This window comes from Streptomyces sp. GbtcB6 (genome assembly GCF_019091475.1).
GTDB lineage: Bacteria > Actinomycetota > Actinomycetes > Streptomycetales > Streptomycetaceae > Streptomyces > Streptomyces hyaluromycini.
The window spans coordinates 125,724-147,748 of the sequence record NZ_JAGXJL010000010.1 but is presented as its reverse complement, the minus strand read 5'-3'; the positions used below and the strand labels follow the sequence as shown (position 1 = coordinate 147,748).

The 22,025-nt window shown below is 69.1% G+C and carries 21 protein-coding genes; 5 read left to right on the top strand and 16 right to left on the bottom strand.

From position 1 onward, the window contains the following. The first annotated feature begins 39 nt into the window (after positions 1-39). Positions 40-564, top strand: a complete 525-nt coding sequence (locus KVT45_RS18990; protein WP_217548998.1) for a hypothetical protein — start codon at positions 40-42, stop codon at positions 562-564. 116 nt (positions 565-680) lie between these two features. Here KVT45_RS18990 and nuoN read toward each other — a convergent pair whose 3' ends face one another. The 14 genes from nuoN to KVT45_RS18920 are packed head-to-tail and all read right to left on the bottom strand — an operon-like array spanning position 681 to position 16,517. Then, entirely contained in the window at positions 681-2,330 is a 1,650-nt protein-coding gene (gene nuoN / locus KVT45_RS18985) for an NADH-quinone oxidoreductase subunit NuoN (RefSeq protein WP_217548996.1), read from the bottom strand. Continuing rightward, positions 2,327-3,898 (bottom strand): NADH-quinone oxidoreductase subunit M, encoded by a 1,572-nt coding sequence (locus tag KVT45_RS18980; protein ID WP_217548994.1) that lies wholly within the window; start codon positions 3,896-3,898, stop codon positions 2,327-2,329. Before KVT45_RS18980 ends, nuoN begins: the two co-directional genes overlap by 4 nt. Before the next feature lie 5 nt (positions 3,899-3,903). After that, a complete protein-coding gene (gene nuoL, locus KVT45_RS18975; protein ID WP_217548992.1) occupies positions 3,904-5,799 on the bottom strand; it encodes an NADH-quinone oxidoreductase subunit L in 1,896 nt (631 codons plus the stop codon). A gap of 14 nt (positions 5,800-5,813) precedes the next feature. Next, the gene (nuoK, locus tag KVT45_RS18970; protein WP_046726439.1) at positions 5,814-6,113 is read right to left on the bottom strand and encodes an NADH-quinone oxidoreductase subunit NuoK; all 300 of its coding nucleotides are present in this window, start codon (positions 6,111-6,113) and stop codon (positions 5,814-5,816) included. Next, entirely contained in the window at positions 6,110-6,952 is an 843-nt protein-coding gene (locus KVT45_RS18965) for an NADH-quinone oxidoreductase subunit J (protein ID WP_217548990.1), read from the bottom strand. The genes nuoK and KVT45_RS18965 overlap by 4 nt, the downstream gene beginning before the upstream one ends. After that, positions 6,949-7,557: an NADH-quinone oxidoreductase subunit NuoI gene (gene nuoI / locus KVT45_RS18960; RefSeq protein ID WP_217548988.1), complete on the bottom strand. Its 609-nt coding sequence runs from the start codon at positions 7,555-7,557 to the stop codon at positions 6,949-6,951. Before nuoI ends, KVT45_RS18965 begins: the two co-directional genes overlap by 4 nt. After that, positions 7,550-8,920 (bottom strand): NADH-quinone oxidoreductase subunit NuoH, encoded by a 1,371-nt coding sequence (gene nuoH / locus KVT45_RS18955; RefSeq protein WP_217548986.1) that lies wholly within the window; start codon positions 8,918-8,920, stop codon positions 7,550-7,552. Before nuoH ends, nuoI begins: the two co-directional genes overlap by 8 nt. Beyond that, the gene (locus KVT45_RS18950) at positions 8,917-11,421 is read right to left on the bottom strand and encodes an NADH-quinone oxidoreductase subunit G (protein WP_217548984.1); all 2,505 of its coding nucleotides are present in this window, start codon (positions 11,419-11,421) and stop codon (positions 8,917-8,919) included. The genes nuoH and KVT45_RS18950 overlap by 4 nt, the downstream gene beginning before the upstream one ends. Continuing rightward, entirely contained in the window at positions 11,418-12,767 is a 1,350-nt protein-coding gene (gene nuoF, locus KVT45_RS18945; protein WP_217548982.1) for an NADH-quinone oxidoreductase subunit NuoF, read from the bottom strand. The genes KVT45_RS18950 and nuoF overlap by 4 nt, the downstream gene beginning before the upstream one ends. Further along, on the bottom strand, positions 12,764-13,534 hold the full coding sequence (nuoE, locus tag KVT45_RS18940; RefSeq protein ID WP_217548979.1) for an NADH-quinone oxidoreductase subunit NuoE: 771 nt from the start codon (positions 13,532-13,534) through the stop codon (positions 12,764-12,766). Before nuoE ends, nuoF begins: the two co-directional genes overlap by 4 nt. Further along, entirely contained in the window at positions 13,531-14,853 is a 1,323-nt protein-coding gene (locus KVT45_RS18935; RefSeq protein ID WP_217548977.1) for an NADH-quinone oxidoreductase subunit D, read from the bottom strand. The genes nuoE and KVT45_RS18935 overlap by 4 nt, the downstream gene beginning before the upstream one ends. Continuing rightward, the gene (locus KVT45_RS18930) at positions 14,850-15,593 is read right to left on the bottom strand and encodes an NADH-quinone oxidoreductase subunit C (protein ID WP_217548975.1); all 744 of its coding nucleotides are present in this window, start codon (positions 15,591-15,593) and stop codon (positions 14,850-14,852) included. Before KVT45_RS18930 ends, KVT45_RS18935 begins: the two co-directional genes overlap by 4 nt. Further along, a complete protein-coding gene (locus KVT45_RS18925) occupies positions 15,590-16,144 on the bottom strand; it encodes an NADH-quinone oxidoreductase subunit B family protein (protein ID WP_053654534.1) in 555 nt (184 codons plus the stop codon). The genes KVT45_RS18930 and KVT45_RS18925 overlap by 4 nt, the downstream gene beginning before the upstream one ends. Positions 16,145-16,157: 13 nt before the next feature. After that, entirely contained in the window at positions 16,158-16,517 is a 360-nt protein-coding gene (locus KVT45_RS18920; protein ID WP_007383963.1) for an NADH-quinone oxidoreductase subunit A, read from the bottom strand. 745 nt (positions 16,518-17,262) lie between these two features. Here KVT45_RS18920 and KVT45_RS18915 point away from each other — a divergent pair. Together KVT45_RS18915 and def are read left to right on the top strand one after the other, a co-directional pair. Next, a complete protein-coding gene (locus tag KVT45_RS18915) occupies positions 17,263-18,069 on the top strand; it encodes a C40 family peptidase (RefSeq protein WP_217548973.1) in 807 nt (268 codons plus the stop codon). Between the two features lie 262 nt (positions 18,070-18,331). Then, positions 18,332-18,958, top strand: coding sequence for a peptide deformylase (gene def, locus KVT45_RS18910; protein ID WP_217548971.1), 627 nt, complete (start codon positions 18,332-18,334; stop codon positions 18,956-18,958). Positions 18,959-18,967: 9 nt separating this feature from the next. On the opposite strand, the gene KVT45_RS18905 is transcribed toward def, so the two are convergent. Beyond that, positions 18,968-20,251: a geranylgeranyl reductase family protein gene (locus KVT45_RS18905; RefSeq protein ID WP_217548969.1), complete on the bottom strand. Its 1,284-nt coding sequence runs from the start codon at positions 20,249-20,251 to the stop codon at positions 18,968-18,970. 98 nt (positions 20,252-20,349) lie between these two features. On the opposite strand from KVT45_RS18905, the gene KVT45_RS18900 reads away from it, so the two are divergent. Together KVT45_RS18900 and KVT45_RS18895 are read left to right on the top strand one after the other, a co-directional pair. Continuing rightward, positions 20,350-20,886: a GNAT family N-acetyltransferase gene (locus KVT45_RS18900; protein ID WP_217548967.1), complete on the top strand. Its 537-nt coding sequence runs from the start codon at positions 20,350-20,352 to the stop codon at positions 20,884-20,886. 110 nt (positions 20,887-20,996) lie between these two features. Continuing rightward, entirely contained in the window at positions 20,997-21,305 is a 309-nt protein-coding gene (locus KVT45_RS18895; RefSeq protein ID WP_308310820.1) for a PASTA domain-containing protein, read from the top strand. 15 nt (positions 21,306-21,320) lie between these two features. Here KVT45_RS18895 and KVT45_RS18890 read toward each other — a convergent pair whose 3' ends face one another. Then, positions 21,321-22,016 (bottom strand): demethylmenaquinone methyltransferase, encoded by a 696-nt coding sequence (locus KVT45_RS18890; protein WP_089099844.1) that lies wholly within the window; start codon positions 22,014-22,016, stop codon positions 21,321-21,323. Between the last annotated feature and the right edge of the window lie 9 nt (positions 22,017-22,025).

The following is a 22,025-nucleotide window of genomic DNA, read 5'->3' as shown; positions in this document are numbered from 1 at the left end:
TCGCGTTCGCGTGCCTCTTCCGCCCCAAGGAGCATCAGGATGTCTCTCAGGTCCCGCACTGCCGGCGCCGCTCTGGCGCTTGCCGTGCCGTTCGCTCTGGCCGGGGTGCCCGCCGACGCGGCTCCCGTCCCCGATCCCGACCCGTTCGTGTGGACGGATCTGACCCCGACGTACACGGCGACGGCGGACTACCAGTACGAGCCGTTCGCGGTCACGGACGGGTACGTCAGGTCCGACACCTGCGACAAGGACACCCAGAACGGCAAGGGAGGCGCGGGCTACCACTACGTCAGGACCGCCGGCCTCGGCAGTCTGGATCCGGCCGAGCCCGCGGGTCTCCTCTACGAGACCGACGCCGGCGGCGGCCGGGCCCTGGTCGCGGTGGAGTGGATCGTACGGGCGGGCAGCGGGACCGCCGCGCCGACGCTGTTCGGGCAGCCGTTCCAGGGGCCGACGACGGTTCCGGGTGTCGTGGGACCCGTGTACACGCTGCGCGCCTGGATCTGGAAGGACAATCCGAGCGGTCTGTTCGCGCCGTGGAACCCGACGGTGATGTGCCCGTAGCCGTACCCGCCCGTACCCGCCGTGACGGTGTGCCGGTAGCGCCGTGCCACGCACGCACGCGTGGACCCCGGCTCCTCCGCGGGGAACCGGGGTCCATGGCCGTACGGGACGACGGGTCAGCGCACGAACACTCCCGCCTGGCTCGCCAGGTTCAGGAAGTACTGCGGTGCCACACCGAGCACCAGGGTGACCGCCACGCCGAGGCCGATCGCCGCCATGGTGAACGGTGACGGCACGGCGACCGTCGGTCCCTCGGGACTCGGCTCGCTGAAGAACATCAGCACGATCACGCGGATGTAGAAGAACGCGGCGATCGCGGACGAAATCACACCGATCACGACCAGCGGGACGGCTCCGCCCTCGGCCGCCGCCTTGAAGACGGCGAACTTCCCGGCGAAGCCGGAGGTGAGCGGGATACCGGCGAAGGCCAGCAGGAACACGGCGAAGACGGCTGCCACAAGGGGTGAGCGGCGGCCGAGCCCGGCCCACTTGGACAGGTGGGTCGCCTCGCCGCCCGCGTCGCGCACCAGGGTGACCACGGCGAACGCTCCGATGGTCACGAAGGAGTACGCGGCCAGGTAGAAGAGGACCGACGACACGCCGTCCTTGGACGTCGCGATGACACCGGCGAGGATGAATCCGGCGTGCGCGATCGACGAGTACGCGAGGAGCCGCTTGATGTCGGTCTGGGTGATCGCGACGATCGCGCCGCCCAGCATGGTGATGATCGCGACGCCCCACATGACCGGCCGCCAGTCCCAGCGCATGCCGGGCAGGACCACGTAGAGCAGCCGCAGCAGCGCACCGAACGCAGCGACCTTGGTGGCGGCCGCCATGAAGCCGGTCACCGGGGTGGGCGCGCCCTGGTAGACGTCGGGCGTCCACATGTGGAAGGGGACGGCGCCGACCTTGAAGAGCAGGCCCATGACGACCATGGCGGCGCCGATCAGGAGCAGCGCATCGTTGCCCATGGTGTCGGCGAGGGCCGGGTCGACGCTGGTGACGGTGCCGTCGACGACCTGGGCGATGGTGGCGTACGACACCGAGCCGGCGTAGCCGTAGAGCAGGGCGATGCCGAACAGGGTGAACGCGGAGGCGAAGGCGCCGAGCAGGAAGTACTTGACGGCGGCTTCCTGTGACATGAGGCGCTTGCGGCGGGCCAGGGCGCACAGCAGGTAGAGCGGGAGGGAGAAGACCTCCAGGGCCACGAAGAGCGTCAGCAGGTCGTTGGCCGAGGGGAACACCAGCATGCCGGCGACGGCGAAGAGCAGGAGCGGGAAGACCTCGGTGGTGGTGAAGCCGGCCTTCACCGCGGCCTGCTCGCTGTCGCTGCCGGGCACGGAGGCGGCCTGGGCGGCGAAGGAGTCGACGCGGTTGCCGTGGGCCTCGGGGTCGAGGCGGCGTTCGGCGAAGGTGAACAGGCCGACGAGGCCGGCCAGCAGGATCGTGCCCTGGAGGAACAGGGAGGGCCCGTCGACTGCGATGGCGCCCATGGCGGCGATGTGTGCCTTGGTGGTGCCGTATCCGTCGGCGGCCAGGGCGACGACCGCCGCGAAGGCGGCGCACAGGGCCACGGCGGAGACGAACACCTGGGCGTAGTAGCGGGACTTGCGCGGGACGAACGCCTCGACCAGCACCCCGACGACGGCTGCGCCGACGACGATCAGGGTGGGCGACAACTGTCCGTATTCGATCTTCGGTGCCGGGATCTTGGAGATCGGCTCGGCCGCGGTTGTCCACAGGCTGTGGACGGCTGCTGTGCTCACTTGGCCGCCTCCACTGCAGGCTTGGGGTCGGTCTTGTGTACGTCCGACATGGTCTGTTTGACCGCCGGGTTGACGATGTCCGTGACGGGCTTCGGATAGACGCCCAGGAAGATCAGCAGGACGATCAGCGGGGTGACCACGAGGAGCTCGCGCGCCTTCAGGTCGGGCATCGCGGAGACCGCCGGTTTCACCGGGCCCGTCATCGTCCGCTGGTAGAGGACGAGGGTGTAGAGCGCGGCGAGGACGATGCCGAAGGTGGCGATGATCCCGATCGCCGGGTAGCGCGTGAACGTGCCGACCAGGACCAGGAACTCGCTCACGAAGGGGGCGAGGCCGGGCAGGGACAGGGTGGCCAGGCCGCCGATCAGGAAGGTGCCGGCGAGTACCGGGGCGACCTTCTGCACACCGCCGTAGTCGGCGATGAGCCGGGAGCCGCGCCGGGAGATCAGGAAGCCGGCGACCAGCATCAGCGCGGCGGTGGAGATGCCGTGGTTGACCATGTAGAGGGTGGCGCCGGACTGGCCCTGGCTGGTCATCGCGAAGATGCCCAGGATGATGAACCCGAAGTGCGAGATGGACGCGTAGGCGACCAGACGCTTGATGTCGCGCTGTCCCACGGCGAGCAGCGCGCCGTAGATGATGCTGATCAGCGCGAGGACGAGGATGGTGGGCGTCGCCCACTTCGACGCCTCCGGGAAGAGCTGGAGGCAGAAGCGGAGCATCGCGAACGTGCCCACCTTGTCGACGACCGCGGTGATGAGGACGGCGACGGGGGCGGTGGACTCCTGCATGGCGTTGGGCAGCCAGGTGTGCAGCGGCCACAGCGGGGCCTTCACCGCGAAGGCGAAGAAGAAGCCGAGGAACAGCCAGCGTTCGGTACTGGTCGCCATGTGCAGCGTGCCGTTCGCGCGGGCCTGCGCGATCTCGGCGAGGGAGAAGTTCCCGGCGACCGTGTAGAGGCCGATCACCGCGGCCAGCATGATCAGTCCGCCGACCAGGTTGTAGAGGAGGAACTTCACGGCGGCGTACGACCGTTGGGCCGCCGCGTTCTCGTCGGAGCCCGCGTGGGCACGGTCCCCGAAGCCGCCGATGAGAAAGTACATCGGGATGAGCATGGCTTCGAAGAAGATGTAGAAGAGGAAGACGTCGGTGGCCTCGAAGGAGATGATCACCATCGCCTCGACGGCCAGGATCAGGGCGAAGAAGCCCTGGGTGGGCCGCCACCGCTTGCTGCCGGTCTCCAGCGGGTCGGCGTCGTGCCAGCCGGCCAGGATGATGAACGGCATCAGCAGGGCGGTCAGGGCGAGCAGGACGACCGCGATGCCGTCGACGCCCAGTTCGTACCGGACGCCGAAGTCACTGATCCAGGCGTGGGATTCGGTGAGCTGGTAGCGGGCGCCGCCGGGGTCGAAGCGGACCATGACGACGATCGCCAGGACGAGCGTGGCGAGCGAGACCAGCAGCGCGAGCCATTTGGCGGCGGTGCGCCGGGCGGCCGGTACGGCTGCCGTGGCGACCGCGCCGACGGCCGGGAGGACCGCCGTCGCTGTCAGCAGAGGAAAGGACATCGGTATCAGACCGCCCTCATCAGCAGGGTCGCGGCGACCAGGAGGGCAGCGCCGCCGAACATCGAGACCGCGTACGAGCGCGCGTAGCCGTTCTGGAGCTTGCGCAGTCGGCCGGAGAGCCCGCCGAAGCCCGCCGCCGTGCCGTTGACGACGCCGTCAACCAGGGTGTGGTCGACATATACAAGGGAGCGGGTGAGGTGTTCGCCGCCGCGGACCAGGACGACGTGGTTGAAGTCGTCCTGGAGGAGGTCGCGGCGGGCCGCGCGGGTGAGCAGCGAACCGCGCGGGGCGACGGCGGGGACGGGACGGCGGCCGTACTGGAGGTAGGCGATGCCGACGCCGATGATCAGGCAGACCATGGTGGCGCCGGTGACCGTGCCCGCGCTGAGCGGGGAGTCGCCCTCGCTGTGGCCGGTGATCGGCTCCAGCCAGTGCAGGAAGCGGTCGCCGATGCTGAAGAAGCCACCGGCGAAGACCGAGCCGATCGCCAGGACGATCATCGGGATGGTCATGACCTTCGGGGACTCGTGCGGGTGCGGCTCGTGGCCGTGCTCGTCGGGCTGCCAGCGCTTCTCGCCGAAGAACGTCATCAGCATCACGCGCGTCATGTAGAACGCGGTGATGGCCGCGCCGACGAGGGCGCAGGTGCCGAGGATCCAGCCCTCGGTGCCGCCCTTGGCGAACGCCGCCTCGATGATCTTGTCCTTGGAGAAGAAGCCGGACAGGCCCGGGAAGCCGATGATGGCGAGGTAGCCGAGGCCGAAGGTGATGAAGGTGACCGGCATGTACTTACGGAGGCCGCCGTACTTGCGCATGTCGACCTCGTCGTTCATGCCGTGCATGACGGAGCCGGCGCCGAGGAAGAGCCCGGCCTTGAAGAAGCCGTGCGTCACCAGGTGCATGATCGCGAAGACGTAGCCGATCGGGCCGAGGCCGGCCGCAAGGACCATGTAGCCGATCTGCGACATGGTCGAGCCGGCGAGGGCCTTCTTGATGTCGTCCTTCGCGCAACCGACGATCGCACCGAAGAGGAGGGTGACGGCGCCGACGACGGTGACGACGAGCTGGGCGTCGGGGGCCGCGTTGAAGATCGCTCCGGAGCGGACGATGAGGTAGACGCCCGCGGTCACCATGGTCGCCGCGTGGATGAGGGCGGAGACCGGGGTGGGGCCTTCCATGGCGTCCCCGAGCCAGGACTGCAGCGGCACCTGGGCGGACTTGCCGCAGGCGGCGAGCAGCAGCATCAGGCCGATCGCGGTGAGCCTGCCCTCGGAGGCGTCGGTGGCGTGGCTGAGGACCGGGCCGAAGGCGAAGGTGCCGAACGTCGTGAACATCAGCATGATCGCGATCGACAGGCCCATGTCGCCGACGCGGTTGACGAGGAAGGCCTTCTTGGCCGCCGTCGCCGCGCTGGGCTTGTGCTGCCAGAAGCCGATCAGCAGGTACGAGGCGAGGCCGACGCCCTCCCAGCCGACGTACAGCAGCAGGTAGTTGTCGGCGAGGACGAGCAGCAGCATCGCTGCGAGGAACAGGTTGAGGTAGCCGAAGAAGCGGCGGCGGCGCTCGTCGTGCTCCATGTACCCGACGGAGTACAGGTGGATGAGCGAGCCGACGCCGGTGATCAGCAGGACGAACGTCATCGACAGCTGGTCGAGGCGGAAGGTGACGTCCGCCTGGAAGCCGGCCACGGGGACCCAGGTGTACAGGTGCTGCATCAGGGTGCGGTCGTCGGCGTTCCTGCCGAGCAGGTCGGCGAAGAGGATCACGCCGAACACGAAGGACGTCGTCGACAGGAGTGTGCCGATCCAGTGTCCTGCGGCGTCCAGGCGGCGGCCGCCGACCAGGAGGACGGCCGCTCCGAGCAGGGGCGCCGCGATCAGCAGCGCAATCAGGTTCTCCACGATTCAGCGACCCCTTACAGCTTCATCAGGCTGGCGTCGTCGACCGAGGCCGAGTGGCGGGTACGGAACAGCGACACGATGATCGCGAGCCCGACCACGACCTCCGCGGCGGCGACGACCATCGTGAAGAAGGCGATGATCTGGCCGTCGAGGTTGCCGTGCATCCGGGAGAAGACGACGAACGCGAGGTTGCAGGCGTTCAGCATCAGTTCGATGCACATGAAGACGACGATCGCGTTCCGTCTGATCAGCACACCGGTGGCGCCGATCGTGAACAACAGGGCGGCGAGGTAGAGGTAGTAGACGGGGTTCACTTCGACGCCTCCTCGCTGCGCTTGAAGTGCGCGGGCTCGACCGGGGTGCGCTCCAGGCGTTCCTCGGAGCGCTGTTCCAGGGCCCGCAGGTCGCCCAGCGCCTCCGCGGACACGTCACGGACCTGGCCGCGGTCGCGGAGCGTCTTGCTGACGGTGAGCTCGGACGGGGTGCCGTTGGGGAGCAGGCCGGCGATGTCCACGGCGTTGTGCCGGGCGTAGACGCCGGGGGCGGGCAGCGGCGGCAGGTGCTTGCCGTCGCGGACGCGCTGCTCGGACTGCTCGCGCTGGGTCTTGGGGCGCTCGGTGCGCTCCCGGTGGGTGAGCACCATGGCGCCGACGGCGGCGGTGATGAGCAGGGCGCCGGTGATTTCGAAGGCGAAGACGTACTTGGTGAAGATGAGGGCGGCGAGGCCCTCCACGTTGCCGTTGGCGTTGGCCTGGCCGGTGCCTGCGAAGTTCTTCAGGGAGGCGTTGGCGATGCCCGCGAGGAGCAGGACGCCGAAGCCGACTCCGCAGAGAAGGGCCAGCCAGCGCTGGCCCTTGATGGTCTCCTGCAGGGAGTCGGCGGCGGTCACGCCGACCAGCATCACCACGAAGAGGAACAGCATCATGATCGCGCCGGTGTAGACGACGATCTGCACGATGCCGAGGAAGTAGGCGCCGTTGGCGAGGTAGAACACCGCCAGGACGATCATGGTTCCGGCGAGCGACAACGCGCTGTGCACGGCCTTCTTCATGAAGACGGTGGACAGGGCGCCGATCACCGCGACGGTGCCGAGGACCCAGAACTGGAAGGCCTCGCCGGTGGAGGTGGCGTAGGCGGCGAGCTGCGGGCTCATGCCTCCACCTCCTGGTCCTGCTCCTCGGGCTTCTCGCCCTTGGAGACGGCCACCTGGCGTACGGTCCCGGGCGCGGCCTCGGTGACCAGGCCCCGGTAGTAGTCCTGTTCGTCGGTCCCCGGGAAAATCGAGTGAGGGGTGTCGACCATGCCCTCTTCGAGGCCGGCGAGGAGCTGTTCCTTGGTGTAGATGAGGTTGGCGCGGCTGCTGTCGGCCAGTTCGAACTCGTTGGTCATCGTCAGCGCGCGTGTGGGGCACGCTTCGATGCACAGGCCGCACAGGATGCAGCGGGCGTAGTTGATCTGGTAGACGCGGCCGTAGCGCTCGCCCGGCGAGTAGCGCTCCTCGTCGGTGTTGTCGGCGCCCTCCACGTAGATGGCGTCGGCGGGGCAGGCCCAGGCGCACAGCTCGCAGCCGACGCACTTCTCCAGGCCGTCCGGATGGCGGTTGAGCTGGTGCCGTCCGTGGAACCGCGGGGCCGTGGTCTTCTTCTGCTCCGGGTACTGCTCGGTCAGCCGCTTCTTGAACATGGCCTTGAAGGTCACGCCGAAGCCGGCCACGGGGTTCTGGAAACCGGGCTTGGTCTCCTTGGGCTCCTCAGCCATCGGACGCCTCCTTTCCATCCGAAGGTCCGTCACTGACAGTGTCGGGTCCGCCACTGACAATCAGCTCCCGCTCCCGGCGGGGGCTGCGCCGGGGTACCGGCGGCAGTTCCTGTCCGGGCAGCGGTGGTACGGGGAAGCCGCCCGCCATCGGGTCGAACGCGGCCGGCTCGGCGGCCGGCTGCGGGGCTTCCTTGCCCTTGTCGCGGAAGATGTCGACGACGAAGGACAGGAGCAGCAGGGCGAGGAATCCGCCGCCGACGTAGAGCGCGATGTCGGCGAAGCCGTAGTTCTGGTTGCGCAGGGTCCGGACGGTGGCGACGAGCATCAGCCAGACGACGGAGACCGGGATGAGGACCTTCCAGCCGAGCTTCATCAACTGGTCGTAGCGCACGCGCGGGAGCGTGCCGCGCACCCAGACGAAGCCGAACAGCAGCAGTACGACCTTGGCGACGAACCAGAGCATCGGCCACCAGCCGTGGTTGGCACCCGCCCAGACCGTGCTGATCGGCCACGGGGCGCGCCAGCCGCCGAGGAACAGGGTGGTCGACACGGCCGAGACCGTCACCATGTTGACGTACTCGGCGAGCATGAACATCGCGAACTTGATCGACGAGTACTCGGTGTTGAAGCCGCCGACCAGGTCGCCCTCGGACTCGGGCATGTCGAAGGGGGCCCGGTTGGTCTCGCCGATCATGGTGACGACGTAGATGATGAACGAGACCGGCAGCAGCAGGATGTACCAGCGGCCCTGCTGCTGGTCGACGATCGTGGACGTCGACATCGACCCGGAGTACAGGAACACGGAGGCGAACGCGGCGCCCATGGCGATCTCGTAGGAGATCATCTGGGCGCAGGAGCGCAGACCGCCGAGGAGCGGGTAGGTGGAGCCGGAGCTCCAGCCGGCGAGGACGATGCCGTAGATGCCGACGGAGGCGACCGCGAGGATGTAGAGCATCGCGATCGGCAGGTCGGTGAGCTGCATCGTGGTGCGGTGGCCGAAGATGGAGATCTCGTTGTCGGCCGGGCCGAACGGGATGACCGCGATGGCCATGAACGCCGGGATCGCCGCGACGATCGGCGCGAGGATGTAGACGGCCTTGTCCGCGCGTTTGACGACGACGTCTTCCTTGAGCATCAGCTTGATGCCGTCGGCGAGCGACTGGAGCATGCCCCAGGGGCCGTGCCGGTTGGGGCCGACGCGCAGCTGCATCCAGGCGACGACCTTGCGCTCCATGACGATGGAGATCAGCACGGTCACCATCAGGAAGGCGAAGCAGAAGACCGCCTTGAGGACGACCAGCCACCAGGGGTCGCGGCCGAACATGGAGAGGTCTTCCGCGGCGAGGTACGGGTACGGGCTCATGCCTCCACCTCCTTGGGGGCCTCGCCGGCGGTGGCCGCCGGGCCGATGCGGACGAGGGAGCCGGGCAGTGCTCCGGTGTCGGAGGCGACGCCGCCGCCGACCGAGTTCAGCGGGAGCCAGACCACGCGGTCGGGCATCTCGGTGATCCGGAGCGGGAGTTCGACGGTGCCGGAGCCTCCGGTGACGGCGAGGAGGCCGCCGTCGCCGACGCCCGCCTCGGCGGCGGTCGCCGCGGACACGCGCGCGTGGGCGGCGTGCCGGGTGCCTGCCAGTGCCTCGTCGCCGTCCTGGAGGACGCCCTGGTCGAGGAGGAGCCGGTGCCCGGCGAGCACGGCCTCCCCGGCCGCGGGCCTGGGCAGCGATGCCGCCGTCTCCAGCGGGTCGGAGGCCTTGGGCCCGTCCCAGGCGCCGAGCCGGTCCAGCTCCGCCCGCGCGGTGCGCAGGTCGGGCAGGCCCAGGTGGACGTCCATGGCGTCGGCGAGCATCTGCAGCACGCGCGCGTCGGTGGGCGGGAGCCGGCGGGTCATCTGCTCGGGCTTGAGGGCGGCCTCGAAGAGACGTGCCCGGCCTTCCCAGTTGAGGAAGGTGCCGGCCTTCTCGGCGACCGCGGCGACCGGCAGGACGACGTCGGCGTGCTCGGTGACCTCGCTGGGCCGAAGCTCCAGCGAGACCAGGAAGCCGACGGCTTCGAGTGCCGCACGCGCGCGTGCCGGGTCGGGCAGGTCGGCGACCTCGACGCCGGCGACCAGCAGGGCGGAGAGTTCGCCACGGGCGGCGGCCTCGACGATCTGGCTGGTGTCGCGGCCGTAGCGGAGCGGGAGTTCGGAGACGCCCCAGGCGGCGGCGACCTCCTCACGCGCGCGTGGGTCGGTGGCCGGACGGCCGCCCGGCAGCAGCGAGGGCAGCGCACCGGCCTCGACCGCGCCGCGCTCACCGGCCCGGCGCGGGATCCACACCAGCTGGGCGCCGGTGGCGGTGGCGGCCCGTACGGCGGCGGTGAGCCCGCCGGCGACCGATGCCAGCCGCTCGCCTACGACGATCACCGCGCCGTCGGTGCGCAGTGCCTCGGCGGCCCGGCTGCCGGGCTCCTCCAGGCCGACGCCGCTCGCGAGGGCGTCCAGCCACTCGGTCTCGGTGCCGGGAGCGGCCGGCAGCAGCGTGCCGCCGGCCTTCTCCAGCCCGCGCGTGGGGTACGTGGCGAGGGAGAACACCTGCTGCTTGCGCTTGCGCCAGGCCTTGCGCAACCGCAGGAAGACGCCGGGCGCCTCCTCCTCGGACTCGAACCCGACCAGCAGGACGGCGGGCGCCTTCTCCAGCGAGGTGTAGGTGACGCCCGTCCCGTCGAGGTCCCGGCCGCGCCCGGCGACCCGGGCGGCGAGGAAGTCGGCCTCCTCGCCGCTGTGCACGCGCGCGCGGAAGTCGATGTCGTTGGTGTCGAGGGCCACGCGCGCGAACTTGCTGTACGCGTAGGCGTCCTCGACGGTGAGCCGGCCGCCGGTGAGGACACCGGCCCGGGAGCGGGCGGCGGCCAGGCCCTGTGCGGCCGCTTCGAGGGCCTCCGGCCAGGAGGCGGGTTCGAGCACGCCCAGGGAGTTGCGGACCAGCGGGGTCTCCAGGCGGTCCTTCTGCTGCGTGTACCGGAACGCGAAGCGTCCCTTGTCGCAGATCCACTCCTCGTTGACCTCGGGGTCGTTGGCGGCGAGCCGCCGCATGACCTTGCCGCGCCGGTGGTCGGTGCGGGTGGCGCAGCCGCCCGAGCAGTGCTCGCACACCGACGGGGAGGAGATCAGGTCGAAGGGCCGGGAGCGGAAGCGATACGCCGCCGAGGTCAGCGCGCCCACCGGGCAGATCTGGATGGTGTTCCCGGAGAAGTACGACTCGAACGGGTCGCCCTCGCCGGTGCCGACCTGCTGGAGCGCGCCGCGTTCCAGGAGCTCGATCATCGGGTCGCCGGCGACCTGGTCGGAGAACCGGGTGCAGCGGGCGCACAGCACGCACCGCTCGCGGTCGAGGAGTACCTGGGTGGAGATCGGGACCGGCTTCGCGTAGGTGCGCTTGCGGCCGTCGAAGCGGGACTCGGCGTTGCCGTGCGACATCGCCTGGTTCTGCAGCGGGCACTCGCCGCCCTTGTCGCATACCGGGCAGTCCAGCGGGTGGTTGATGAGCAGCAGCTCCATCACCCCGTGCTGGGCCTTCTCGGCCACGGGTGAGGTGAGGTGAGTCTTCACCACCATGCCGTCCGTACATGTGATCGTGCAGGAGGCCATGGGCTTGCGCTGGCCCTCGACCTCGACGATGCACTGACGGCAGGCGCCGGCCGGGTCCAGCAGGGGGTGGTCGCAGAAGCGCGGGATCTCGATGCCGAGCTGTTCGGCGGCGCGGATGACCAGGGTGCCCTTGGGCACGCTGATCTCGATGCCGTCGATCGTCAGCGTGACGAGGTCCTGCGGCGGGACCGCCGCCGTTCCCCCCGAGGAGGGGGAACTCGTGGTCACGGTCATGCGTTCACCTCCGGGCGGTCCGCCCAGGCCGTCGACTTGGCCGGGTCGAAGGGGCAGCCCCGGCCCGTGATGTGCTGTTCGTACTCCTCGCGGAAGTACTTCAGCGAGGAGAAGATCGGGGACGCTGCGCCGTCGCCGAGGGCGCAGAAGGACTTGCCGTTGATGTTGTCGGCGATGTCGTTCAGTTTGTCGAGGTCGGACAGCACGCCCTTGCCGGCCTCGATGTCACGCAGCAGCTGCACGAGCCAGTAGGTGCCTTCGCGGCAGGGGGTGCACTTGCCGCAGGACTCGTGGGCGTAGAACTCGGTCCAGCGGGTGACGGCGCGCACGACGCAGGTGGTCTCGTCGAAGCACTGGAGTGCTTTGGTGCCGAGCATGGAACCCGCGGCGCCCACTCCTTCGTAGTCGAGGGGGACGTCGAGGTGCTCGTCGGTGAACATGGGTGTCGAGGAGCCGCCCGGGGTCCAGAACTTCAGGCGGTGGCCGGTGCGCATCCCGCCGCTCATGTCGAGGAGCTGGCGCAGGGTGATGCCGAGCGGTGCCTCGTACTGGCCGGGGCTCGCGACATGGCCGCTGAGGGAGTAGAGCGTGAAGCCGGGTGACTTCTCGCTCCCCATCGACCTGAACCATTCCTTGCCCTTGTGCAGGATCGCGGGAACCGAGGCGATGGACTCGACGTTGTTCACAACAGTCGGGCAGGCGTAGAGCCCTTCGACGGCAGGGAAGGGGGGACGGAGCCGCGGTTGACCGCGGCGGCCTTCGAGCGAGTCGAGCAGTGCGGTCTCCTCACCGCAGATGTACGCGCCGGCGCCGGCGTGCACGGTGAGCTGGAGATCGAGTCCGCTGCCGAGGATGTTCTCGCCGAGGTAGCCGGCCGCGTAGGCCTCGCGCACGGCCTCGTGCAACCGCCGCAGGACGGGGACGACCTCACCACGCAGATAGATGAAGGCATGCGACGACCGGATGGCGTAGCACGCGATCACGATGCCCTCGATGAGGCTGTGCGGGTTGGCGAAGAGGAGCGGGATGTCCTTGCAGGTCCCGGGCTCGGATTCGTCGGCGTTGACAACTAGATAGTGCGGTTTGCCGTCTCCCTGCGGAATGAACTGCCACTTCATCCCGGTGGGGAACCCAGCGCCGCCGCGGCCGCGCAGTCCGGACTCCTTGACGTAGGCGATCAGGTCGTCCGGTGACATGGCGAGCGCCTTGCGGAGCCCCTCGTATCCTTCGTGCCTTCGGTAGACGTCCAGGCTCCAGGACCGGTCCTCGTCCCAGAAGGCCGACAGCACGGGTGCGAGCAGCTTCTCGGGGCTGGTGTCCTTCAGTTCGGATGCCACCGTCATCACTCCCCCTCCTCTGCGTGCGGCGCTTCCTGGGATCCCTGGGCTCGCGGATGGACCACGCGCGCGGGTGCGGTCTCGCCCTTGGCCAGGCGGAGGCCCACCAGTGAGGCGGGTCCCGCGCTGCCGCCCTCCTCGACGGCCCCGGGCCGCTCGTCGGGGAAGCCGGCCAGGATGCGGGCGGTCTCCTTGAAGGTGCACAGCCGGGCGCCGCGCGTGGGCTCGACGTCCCGGCCCGCGCGCAGGTCGTCGACCAGGCGTGTGGCGCTGGCCGGGGTCTGGTTGTCGAAGAACTCCCAGTTGACCATCACGACCGGCGCGAAGTCGCAGGCCGCGTTGCACTCGATGTGCTCCAGGGTGACCTTGCCGTCGCCGGTGGTCTCCCCGTTGCCGACGCCGAGGTGCTCCTGGAGGGTCTCGAAGATCGCGTCGCCGCCCATGACCGCGCAGAGCGTGTTGGTGCAGACGCCCACCTGGTAGTCGCCGGAGGGCCGGCGCCGGTACATGGTGTAGAAGGTGGCGACGGCGGTGACCTCGGCCGTGGTCAGCTCCAGGACGTCCGCGCAGAACCGCATCCCGGTGCGCGTGACATGGCCCTCCTCCGCCTGCACGAGGTGCAGCAGCGGCAGCAGGGCGGACCGGGAGTCGGGGTAGCGGGCGATGATGTCGCGCGCGTCCGTCTCCAGGCGGGCCCGGACGTCGTCCGGGTACGCGGGCGCGGGCAGCTCGGGCATGCCCAGGCTGATACCGCGCTCCGAAGAAGAGGTGGTCACCGGTCGACGCCTCCCATCACGGGGTCGATGGACGCGACGGCGACGATGACGTCGGCGACCTGGCCGCCCTCGCACATCGCCGCCATGGCCTGCAGGTTGGTGAAGGACGGGTCGCGGAAGTGGACCCGGTAGGGGCGGGTGCCGCCGTCGGACACGGCGTGCACACCGAGTTCGCCCTTGGGTGACTCGACGGCCACGTAGGCCTGTCCGGGCGGGACCCGGAAGCCCTCGGTGACCAGCTTGAAGTGGTGGATCAGGGCCTCCATGGAGGTGCCCATGATCTTCTTGATGTGGTCGAGGGAGTTGCCGAGTCCGTCCGGCCCGAGGGCGAGCTGGGCGGGCCAGGCGATCTTCTTGTCGGCGACCATGACCGGTCCGGGCTGGAGCCGGTCCAGGCACTGCTCGACGATCCCGAGCGACTGGCGCATCTCCTCCAGGCGGACCAGGAAGCGGCCGTAGGCGTCGCAGGTGTCGGCGGTCGGGATCTCGAAGTCGTACGTCTCGTAGCCGCAGTACGGCTGTGCCTTGCGCAGGTCGTGCGGCAGGCCGGCGGAGCGCAGGATCGGGCCGGTGGCGCCGAGGGCCATGCAGCCGGCCAGGTCGAGGTAGCCGATGTCCTGCATGCGGGCCTTGAAGATGGGGTTCCCGGTGGCGAGCTTGTCGTACTCCGGGAGGTTCTTCCGCATCTTCTTCACGAACTCGCGGATCTGGTCGACCGCGCCGGGCGGCAGGTCCTGGGCGAGGCCGCCGGGGCGGATGTACGCGTGGTTCATCCGCAGGCCGGTGATGAGTTCGTAGAGATCGAGAATCATTTCACGATCACGGAAGCCGTAGATCATGATCGTGGTGGCGCCGAGTTCCATGCCGCCGGTGGCGATGCACACCAGGTGGGAGGAGAGCCGGTTCAGCTCCATCAGGAGCACCCGGATGATCTTGGCGCGTTCGCTGATCTGGTCCTCGATGCCGAGGAGCTTCTCGACGGCGAGGCAGTAGGCGGTCTCGTTGAAGAAGGACGTCAGGTAGTCCATGCGCGTCACGAACGTGGTGCCCTGCGTCCACGTGCGGAACTCGAGGTTCTTCTCGATGCCGGTGTGGAGGTAGCCGATGCCGCACCGGGCCTCGGTGACCGTCTCGCCGTCGATCTCCAGGATGAGGCGGAGCACTCCATGGGTGGACGGATGCTGGGGACCCATGTTGACGACGATGCGTTCGTCGTCGGCGCGGGCCGCAGACTGGACGATCTCGTCCCAGTCGCCGCCGGTGACCGTATATACGGTGCCCTCGGTGGTCTCCCGCGGAGTTGCGTGCTGCGTGCTCATGAGTACGACCTCCGCTGGTCCGGAGCCGGGATCTGGGCGCCCTTGTACTCGACGGGGATGCCGCCGAGGGGGTAGTCCTTGCGCTGCGGATGGCCCTGCCAGTCGTCCGGCATCATGATCCGCGTCAGGGCCGGGTGACCGTCGAAGACGATCCCGAAGAAGTCGTAGGTCTCGCGCTCGTGCCAGTCGTTGGTCGGATAGACGGAAACCAGGGACGGGATGTGCGGGTCGGCGTCCGGGGCGCTGACCTCCAGGCGGATCAGCCGGTTGTGGGTGATCGAGCGCAGATGGTAGACGGCGTGCAGCTCGCGGCCCTTGTCGTGCAGGTAGTGGACGCCGCTGACGCCGGTGCACAGTTCGAAGCGCAGGGCCGGGTCGTCGCGCAGGGTGCGGGCGACGCGCGGCAGGTGCTCGCGTTCGATGTGGAAGGTGAGCTCGCCGCGGTCGACGACCGTCTTCTCGATGGCGTTCTCGGGGAGGAGACCCTGTTCCTCCAGGGCGCCCTCCAGCTCGTCGGCGACCTCGTCGAACCAGCCGCCGTAGGGGCGGGCCGCGGGTCCCGGGAGCCGGACCGAGCGGACCAGGCCGCCGTAGCCGGAGGTGTCGCCGCCGTTGTTCGCGCCGAACATGCCGCGCTGGACGCGGATCTCCTCACCGCCCTGGCCGCGCTGGCCGGGAAGGTTGTCGGTGCCTAGGTCCTTCTCCGGGTTGACCCCGTTGTGGCCGTTCGCGTCGCTCACCGCAGCAGCCCCTTCATCTCGATCGTGGGCAGGGCCTTGAGCGCCGCCTCCTCCGCCTCCCGGGCCGCTTCCTTCGCGTTGACGCCGAGCTTGGAGGTCTGGATCTTCTGGTGGAGCTTGAGGATCGCGTCCATCAGCATCTCCGGGCGCGGCGGGCAGCCGGGCAGGTAGATGTCGACGGGCACGATGTGGTCGACGCCCTGGACGATCGCGTAGTTGTTGAACATGCCGCCCGAGGACGCACAGACGCCCATGGAGATCACCCACTTGGGGTTGGGCATCTGGTCGTAGACCTGCCTGAGCACCGGCGCCATCTTCTGGCTGACCCGGCCGGCGACGATCATGAGGTCGGCCTGGCGGGGTGAGCCGCGGAAGACCTCCATGCCGAAGCGGGCCAGGTCGTAGCGGCCGGCGCCGGTGGTCATCATCTCGATGGCACAGCAGGCGAGGCCGAAGGTGGCGGGGAAGACGGACGCCTTGCGCACCCAGCCCGCGGCCTGCTCGACGGTGGTCAGCAGGAATCCGCTCGGCAGCTTTTCTTCGAGTCCCATGTCTAAAGGCCCCTCAGTCCCATTCCAGGCCGCCGCGCCGCCAGACGTACGCGTAGGCGACGAAGACGGTGAGCACGAAGAGCAGCATCTCCACGAGCCCGAAAACACCCAGGGCGTCGAAGGTGACGGCCCAGGGGTAGAGGAAGACGATCTCGATGTCGAAGACGATGAAGAGCATCGCCGTCAGGTAGTACTTGATCGGGAAACGCCCGCCGCCGGCCGGCGTGGGGGTCGGCTCGATACCGCACTCGTAGGCTTCGAGCTTGGCGCGGTTGTACCGCTTCGGACCGATCAGCGTGGCCATGACCACGGAGAAGATCGCAAAGCCTGCCCCGAGGGCTCCCAGTACGAGGATGGGCGCATAGGCGTTCACCGCTCCTCGCTCCTCTCAGTCGGCACTGACTGGTGGCGGTTCGGATCGGGCTCCCCACCTGCCTCATCCGTCACGCGAACCTCGCGCGTCCCGGGCGAAGATCGCGAACATGTGAAGCAGGTCACAAGCCCAACTGCCTCGCATCTTATGCCCGCCGCTCTGTGATCTGCGACACGGGGTATTACACAAGCTTTGTGATCTCCACCACCTGACGATCGATCATGAAGTCGGATGAGTGGTGATCTTCGCACGCGAAGCGTTCAGCTGATCACCAGAAGTGACATTTTCGACCGTCGTCGCAGACGGGAGGGGGTTTCGAGCGGGCGTCTCTATATCAAGAGGGTTCCCCTGCATGCAAATTCGCGGTGGACGGGGTGCCTTGATAGTGAGCCGCATTCACACATCAGGGGGACGCATGGGAGGCGATGTGGACGCGTGCACGCGTTCACGAACCCGGACGCGCGAGACGCACCCCTCCCGGTAACCGTTCCGTGACCTCCGCCACATCGATGAGAGGCGCCTGAGAACCGGGCTTGGCCAACCATCCGAACCGATGGTAGGTCGCGGGCAATTCGGACGTAACAGCGAAAGAGCGTGATCACGGGCTTGATCGCGAGCGTCCGCAATGTCCGTTACGGCGTCAATAAAGAAAGACATGCGAGGGATTCACAGTCTCGATTGAGCAACTGTGGCGCAGCACACGTTTCTTGAAGATATGAAGGAGCCCCTGATACCGGTTGTTCCCATGTCCCACACCGCTCACATACGCAGCCACCGGAAGCCCCGCCGCAGCGCGACGACAAACATCGCCGTGCGCGCCGGAGTTGCCAGTGGCGTCCTCGGCATGGCAGCGGCGGGCGCGGCCTCGGCGAGTGCCGCCGAACCCGTGACGCAGACGCTCGAACTGCCCACTCTGACGGCCGATCTGGCCACCCAGGTGGCTCAGTCCGCCGACGCCACGCAGCAGGCCGCGGCGAACTACACCCTCCAGGCCGAGCGCGACGCGGCCGCCTCAAATGCCGCGAAGCAGGCCAAGGCGGACCTCGCCGAGGCGAAGCAGAAGGCCGAGGCCAAGAAGAAGAAGGCCGAGGAGGCCCGCAAGGCCGCCGCAGAGCGCGCCGCCTCGCGCAGTGCCGAGCGGACCACCCTGAGCGCTTCCACGAGCTCCAGCAGCTCCACGAGCACGTCCACGGCGACCGGTTCGGCCGCCGCGGTGGTCGCCTTCGTGAAGGCGCAGATCGGTGACGCCTACGTCTCCGGCGGCACGGGCCCCAACTCGTGGGACTGCTCGGGCCTCGTCCAGGCCGCCTTCAAGTCCGTCGGCGTCAGCCTGCCGCGCGTCTCCCAGGACCAGTCGACGCAGGGCACCCAGGTCTCGCTGAGCAACCTCCAGCCCGGCGACATCCTCTACTGGGGCAGCGCCGGCAGCGCGTACCACGTGGCGGTGTACGTCGGCGACGGCATGTTCGTCGGCGCGCAGAACCCCTCCAGCGGCGTCGGTGAGCACCCGCTGTCGTACGACCCGCCGACCGGCGCGGTGCGGGTGCTCTGACAACAGGGGCAACAAAGACAACTCGGGCATCGCACGAGCACGGTAGGGCCGCAGCCGCTCGGGGGCAGCGGCCCTTCCGGCGTGCCTGCCCTGCCTCGAATCACCCCTTCGTGGGCACACCCTTCCCCCGGTTGTCCACAGGCCGCGGGACCACCGCGAGGGTTTTCCACAGGCCCGCCCGTGATCCGGTGACTCCTGGGATGCTCGATGCAGGCCGCCCGCACGAAGCGGCGGCCCCGAGATCCGAGAAGGAGACACCGCGATGCCACGCGTCTTCGTCCAGGGAAACCCCGTGGACCACTACCCCCGGCACGCCCCCGAGGCCCGGAGCGGTTCGGTGCGCCGGATCACCGAGACCGGCGAGGACGTCCTGCACAGGCCGTGCCGGGACGTCACCGAGTTCGGCCCCGACCTCGCCGCGCTCATCGACGACATGTTCCTCACCATGTACATCGCCGACGGAGCCGGCCTCGCGGCCAACCAAGTCGGGGTCGACCTGCGGCTGTTCGTGTACGACTGCCCCGATGACGATGGTGTCCGACATGTCGGGCACATCGTCAACCCCGTACTGGCGGCGCAGGACCCGGTCGGCCGGCGGCTGCTCGACGACAGCGAGGGGTGCCTGTCGGTGCCGGGTGCCGCGATGGACGTGCCACGGCCGGATCGGGCGGTCGCGCACGGACAGGACAAGGACGGCAATCCGCTCACCCTTGAGGGAACGGGATATTTCGCCCGCTGCCTGGCGCACGAGACCGACCATGTGAACGGGCGCGTGTATCTCGACCGGCTCTCCAAACGGGAGCGGAAGGAAGCGCTGCGGCAGATGGCGGACCGGCGGGAGGACGTCTACGCCCGCCGGGCCGCCAACATCGAGGCGCTCACCTCGTAGCGCGGGCGGTCACGCCTTCGGGGTCACCCTGCTCAGGCCGTTGATGATGCGGTCCATCGCGTCGCCGCCGGTCGGGTCGGTGAGGTTCGCGAGAAGCTTCAGGGTGAACTTCATCAGCAGCGGGTGGGTCAGGCCGCGCTGGGCCGCGATCTGCATGACCTTCGGGTTGCCGATGAGCTTCACGAAGGCGCGGCCCAGCGTGTAGTAGCCGCCGTAGGTGTCCTTGAGGACGCGCGGGTAGCGCTGGAGGGCGAGTTCGCGCCCACTGGGCGTGGCCCGCGCGTGGGCCTGGACGATGACGTCGGCGGCGATCTGGCCGGACTCCATCGCGTAGGCGATGCCCTCGCCGTTGAAGGGGTTCACCAGACCGCCGGCGTCGCCGACGAGCAGCAGGCCGCGTGTGTAGTGGGGCTGGCGGTTGAAGGCCATGGGCAGGGCGGCGCCGCGGATCGGGCCGGTCATGTTCTCGGGGGTGTAGCCCCAGTCCTCGGGCATGGAGGCGCACCAGGCCTTGAGGACCTCGCGCCAGTCCAGTTCCTTGAAGGAGTCGGAGGTGTTCAGGACGCCCAGACCGACGTTGGAGGTGCCGTCGCCCATGCCGAAGATCCAGCCGTAGCCGGGCAGCAGGCGGTCCTGGGGGCCGCGGCGGTCCCAGAGTTCCAGCCAGGACTCCAGGTAGTCGTCCTCGTGACGGGGGGAGGTGAAGTAGGTCCGGACGGCCACGCCCATCGGGCGGTCCTCGCGGCGGTGCAGGCCCATCGCGAGGGAGAGCCGGGTGGAGTTGCCGTCGGCGGCCACGACCAGCGGCGCGTGGAAGGTGACTTCGCGCTTCTCCTCGCCGAGCTTGGCGTGCACGCCGGTGATCCGGCCGGTGCGCTCGTCGACGATCGGGGCGCCGACGTTGCAGCGCTCGAAGAGGCGGGCGCCCGCCTTCTGCGCCTGGCGGGCGAGCTGTTCGTCGAAGTCGTCGCGTTTGCGGACCAGGCCGTAGTCGGGGAAGGAGGCGAGATCCGGCCAGTCCAGCTGGAGGCGGGTTCCGCCGCCGATGATGCGCAGGCCCTTGTTGCGCAGCCAGCCGGCCTCCTCGGAGATGTCGATGCCCATGGCGACCAGCTGCTTCACCGCCCGCGGGGTGAGTCCGTCGCCGCACACCTTCTCGCGCGGGAACTCGGTCTTCTCCAGCAGGAGTACGTCCAGACCGGACTTGGCGAGGTGGTACGCCGTAGTGGAGCCGGCTGGCCCCGCGCCGACGACGATGACATCGGCGGTGTTTTCGGAGAGGGGCTCGGTCACGGCAGGGTCTCCCCAAGGCTCGAAATCGCGTGCCGACCGGCACTGGACATGGGCAGTCTATTCAGCGGTACTGATCACCCGGCTGAAGGGCTGCCCCTGTGAACCGAGCTCTCCCCGCGGTACGGCTGCGTGTACCCACGCACGAGGACGCGTTCGCCTGGCATCGGGTCTTCGACGACCCGGAGGTCATGGAGTTCCACGGCGGCAGGTCCGCCGAGCTGTCCGTCTACGAGGAGCTCACCGCTCGCCAGCGCCGGCACGACGCGGAGCTCGGCTTCTGCCTGTGGACGATGACCGACGAGACCGGGCGGGTCATCGGCTTCACGGGTGCGCAGCCGTGGGCGCCGGACTGGGGCCCCAGGGGCGAGATCGAGATCGGCTGGCGGCTCGGGCGAGCCCACTGGGGCAAGGGGTACGTGACGGCGGCGGCGCACATGACGCTGGGGCGGCTGCGGGCGGCGGGCGTGCCGAAGGTGGTGGCGATGGTGCGGCCGGGGAACGAGCGGTCCGTCGCCGTCACCCGGCGCCTCGGGATGGAACTCGCGGAGACGTTCCCGCACCCACGGCTCCCGGAGGAGGCGCTCTGCTTCCGGCTCGACCTGCGGGGCGGCACCACAGATGACTACACAGAGTAACGATCTGTTACAGAAAGACACTTAGCGCTTCCGGCCGCCATATGCCGGGGGTTACCCTTCCAGTACCGCTGGGGGTGACATCTGTGCATATAACACCCAAAACACCCGAAGTGCGCGTGCCACGGCTGGTCGGACTGATGGCCGTGGACGCGCGCGAGACGGCCCGGTCGCGAGGTCTGTTCCTCAATGCGCCGGACCGGCCGGACTTCCATCTCACGGTCGTCGACTACGTCGTACGCCAGTTCCCGCAGCCCGGTGCCGAGGTGCCGCAGGACTCGATGGTGTACGTGTGGTTCGACTTCGGTGAGGGCGAAGGCGGCGGGGGCGTGCGCGAGCCCCGCATCCCACGGCCGCCGACGGGCGGGCTGCAACGGGAGCTGGACCGGCCCGGGGACGCCTTCGAGGTGAGCAGCCTGTGAGTCCCTGGTCGGGGCTCAGGCCTCCTTGAAGCCCCGGTGCAGGGCGACGATCCCGCCGGTGAGGTTGCGCCAGGCCACCTTCGACCAGCCCGCCGCACGCAGCCGGCCGGCCAGCGCGGGCTGGTCGGGCCAGGCGCGGATGGACTCGGCGAGGTAGACGTAGGCGTCCGGATTGGAGGAGACCGCGCGGGCGACCGGCGGCAGCGCGCGCATCAGGTACTCGGTGTAGACGGTCCGGAAGGGCGCCCAGGTCGGGTGCGAGAACTCGCAGATCACGACCCGGCCGCCGGGCCGCGTCACCCGGTACATCTCGCGCAGGGCCGCGTCGGTGTCCTGGACGTTGCGCAGCCCGAAGGAGATCGTCACGGCGTCGAAGGTGTCGTCCCCGAACGGCAGCCGGGTGGCGTCCCCCGCGGTGAAGGGCATCCAGGCGTTGCGCCGCTTGCCGACCTGGAGCATGCCCAGGGAGAAGTCGCAGGGTACGACGTAGGCGCCGGCCCGGACGAACGGCTGGGAGGAGGTGCCCGTGCCGGCCGCCAGGTCCAGGATCTTCTGCGCGGGGCGCGCGTCGACGGCCTTGGCGACCTCCTTCCGCCACTGCCGGTCCTGGCCCAGCGACAGCACGTCGTTGGTCAGGTCGTACCGTTCCGCCACGTCGTCGAACATCGAGGCGACTTCGTGCGGCTGCTTGTTCAGGGAAGCGCGGGTCACGCTCGCCAT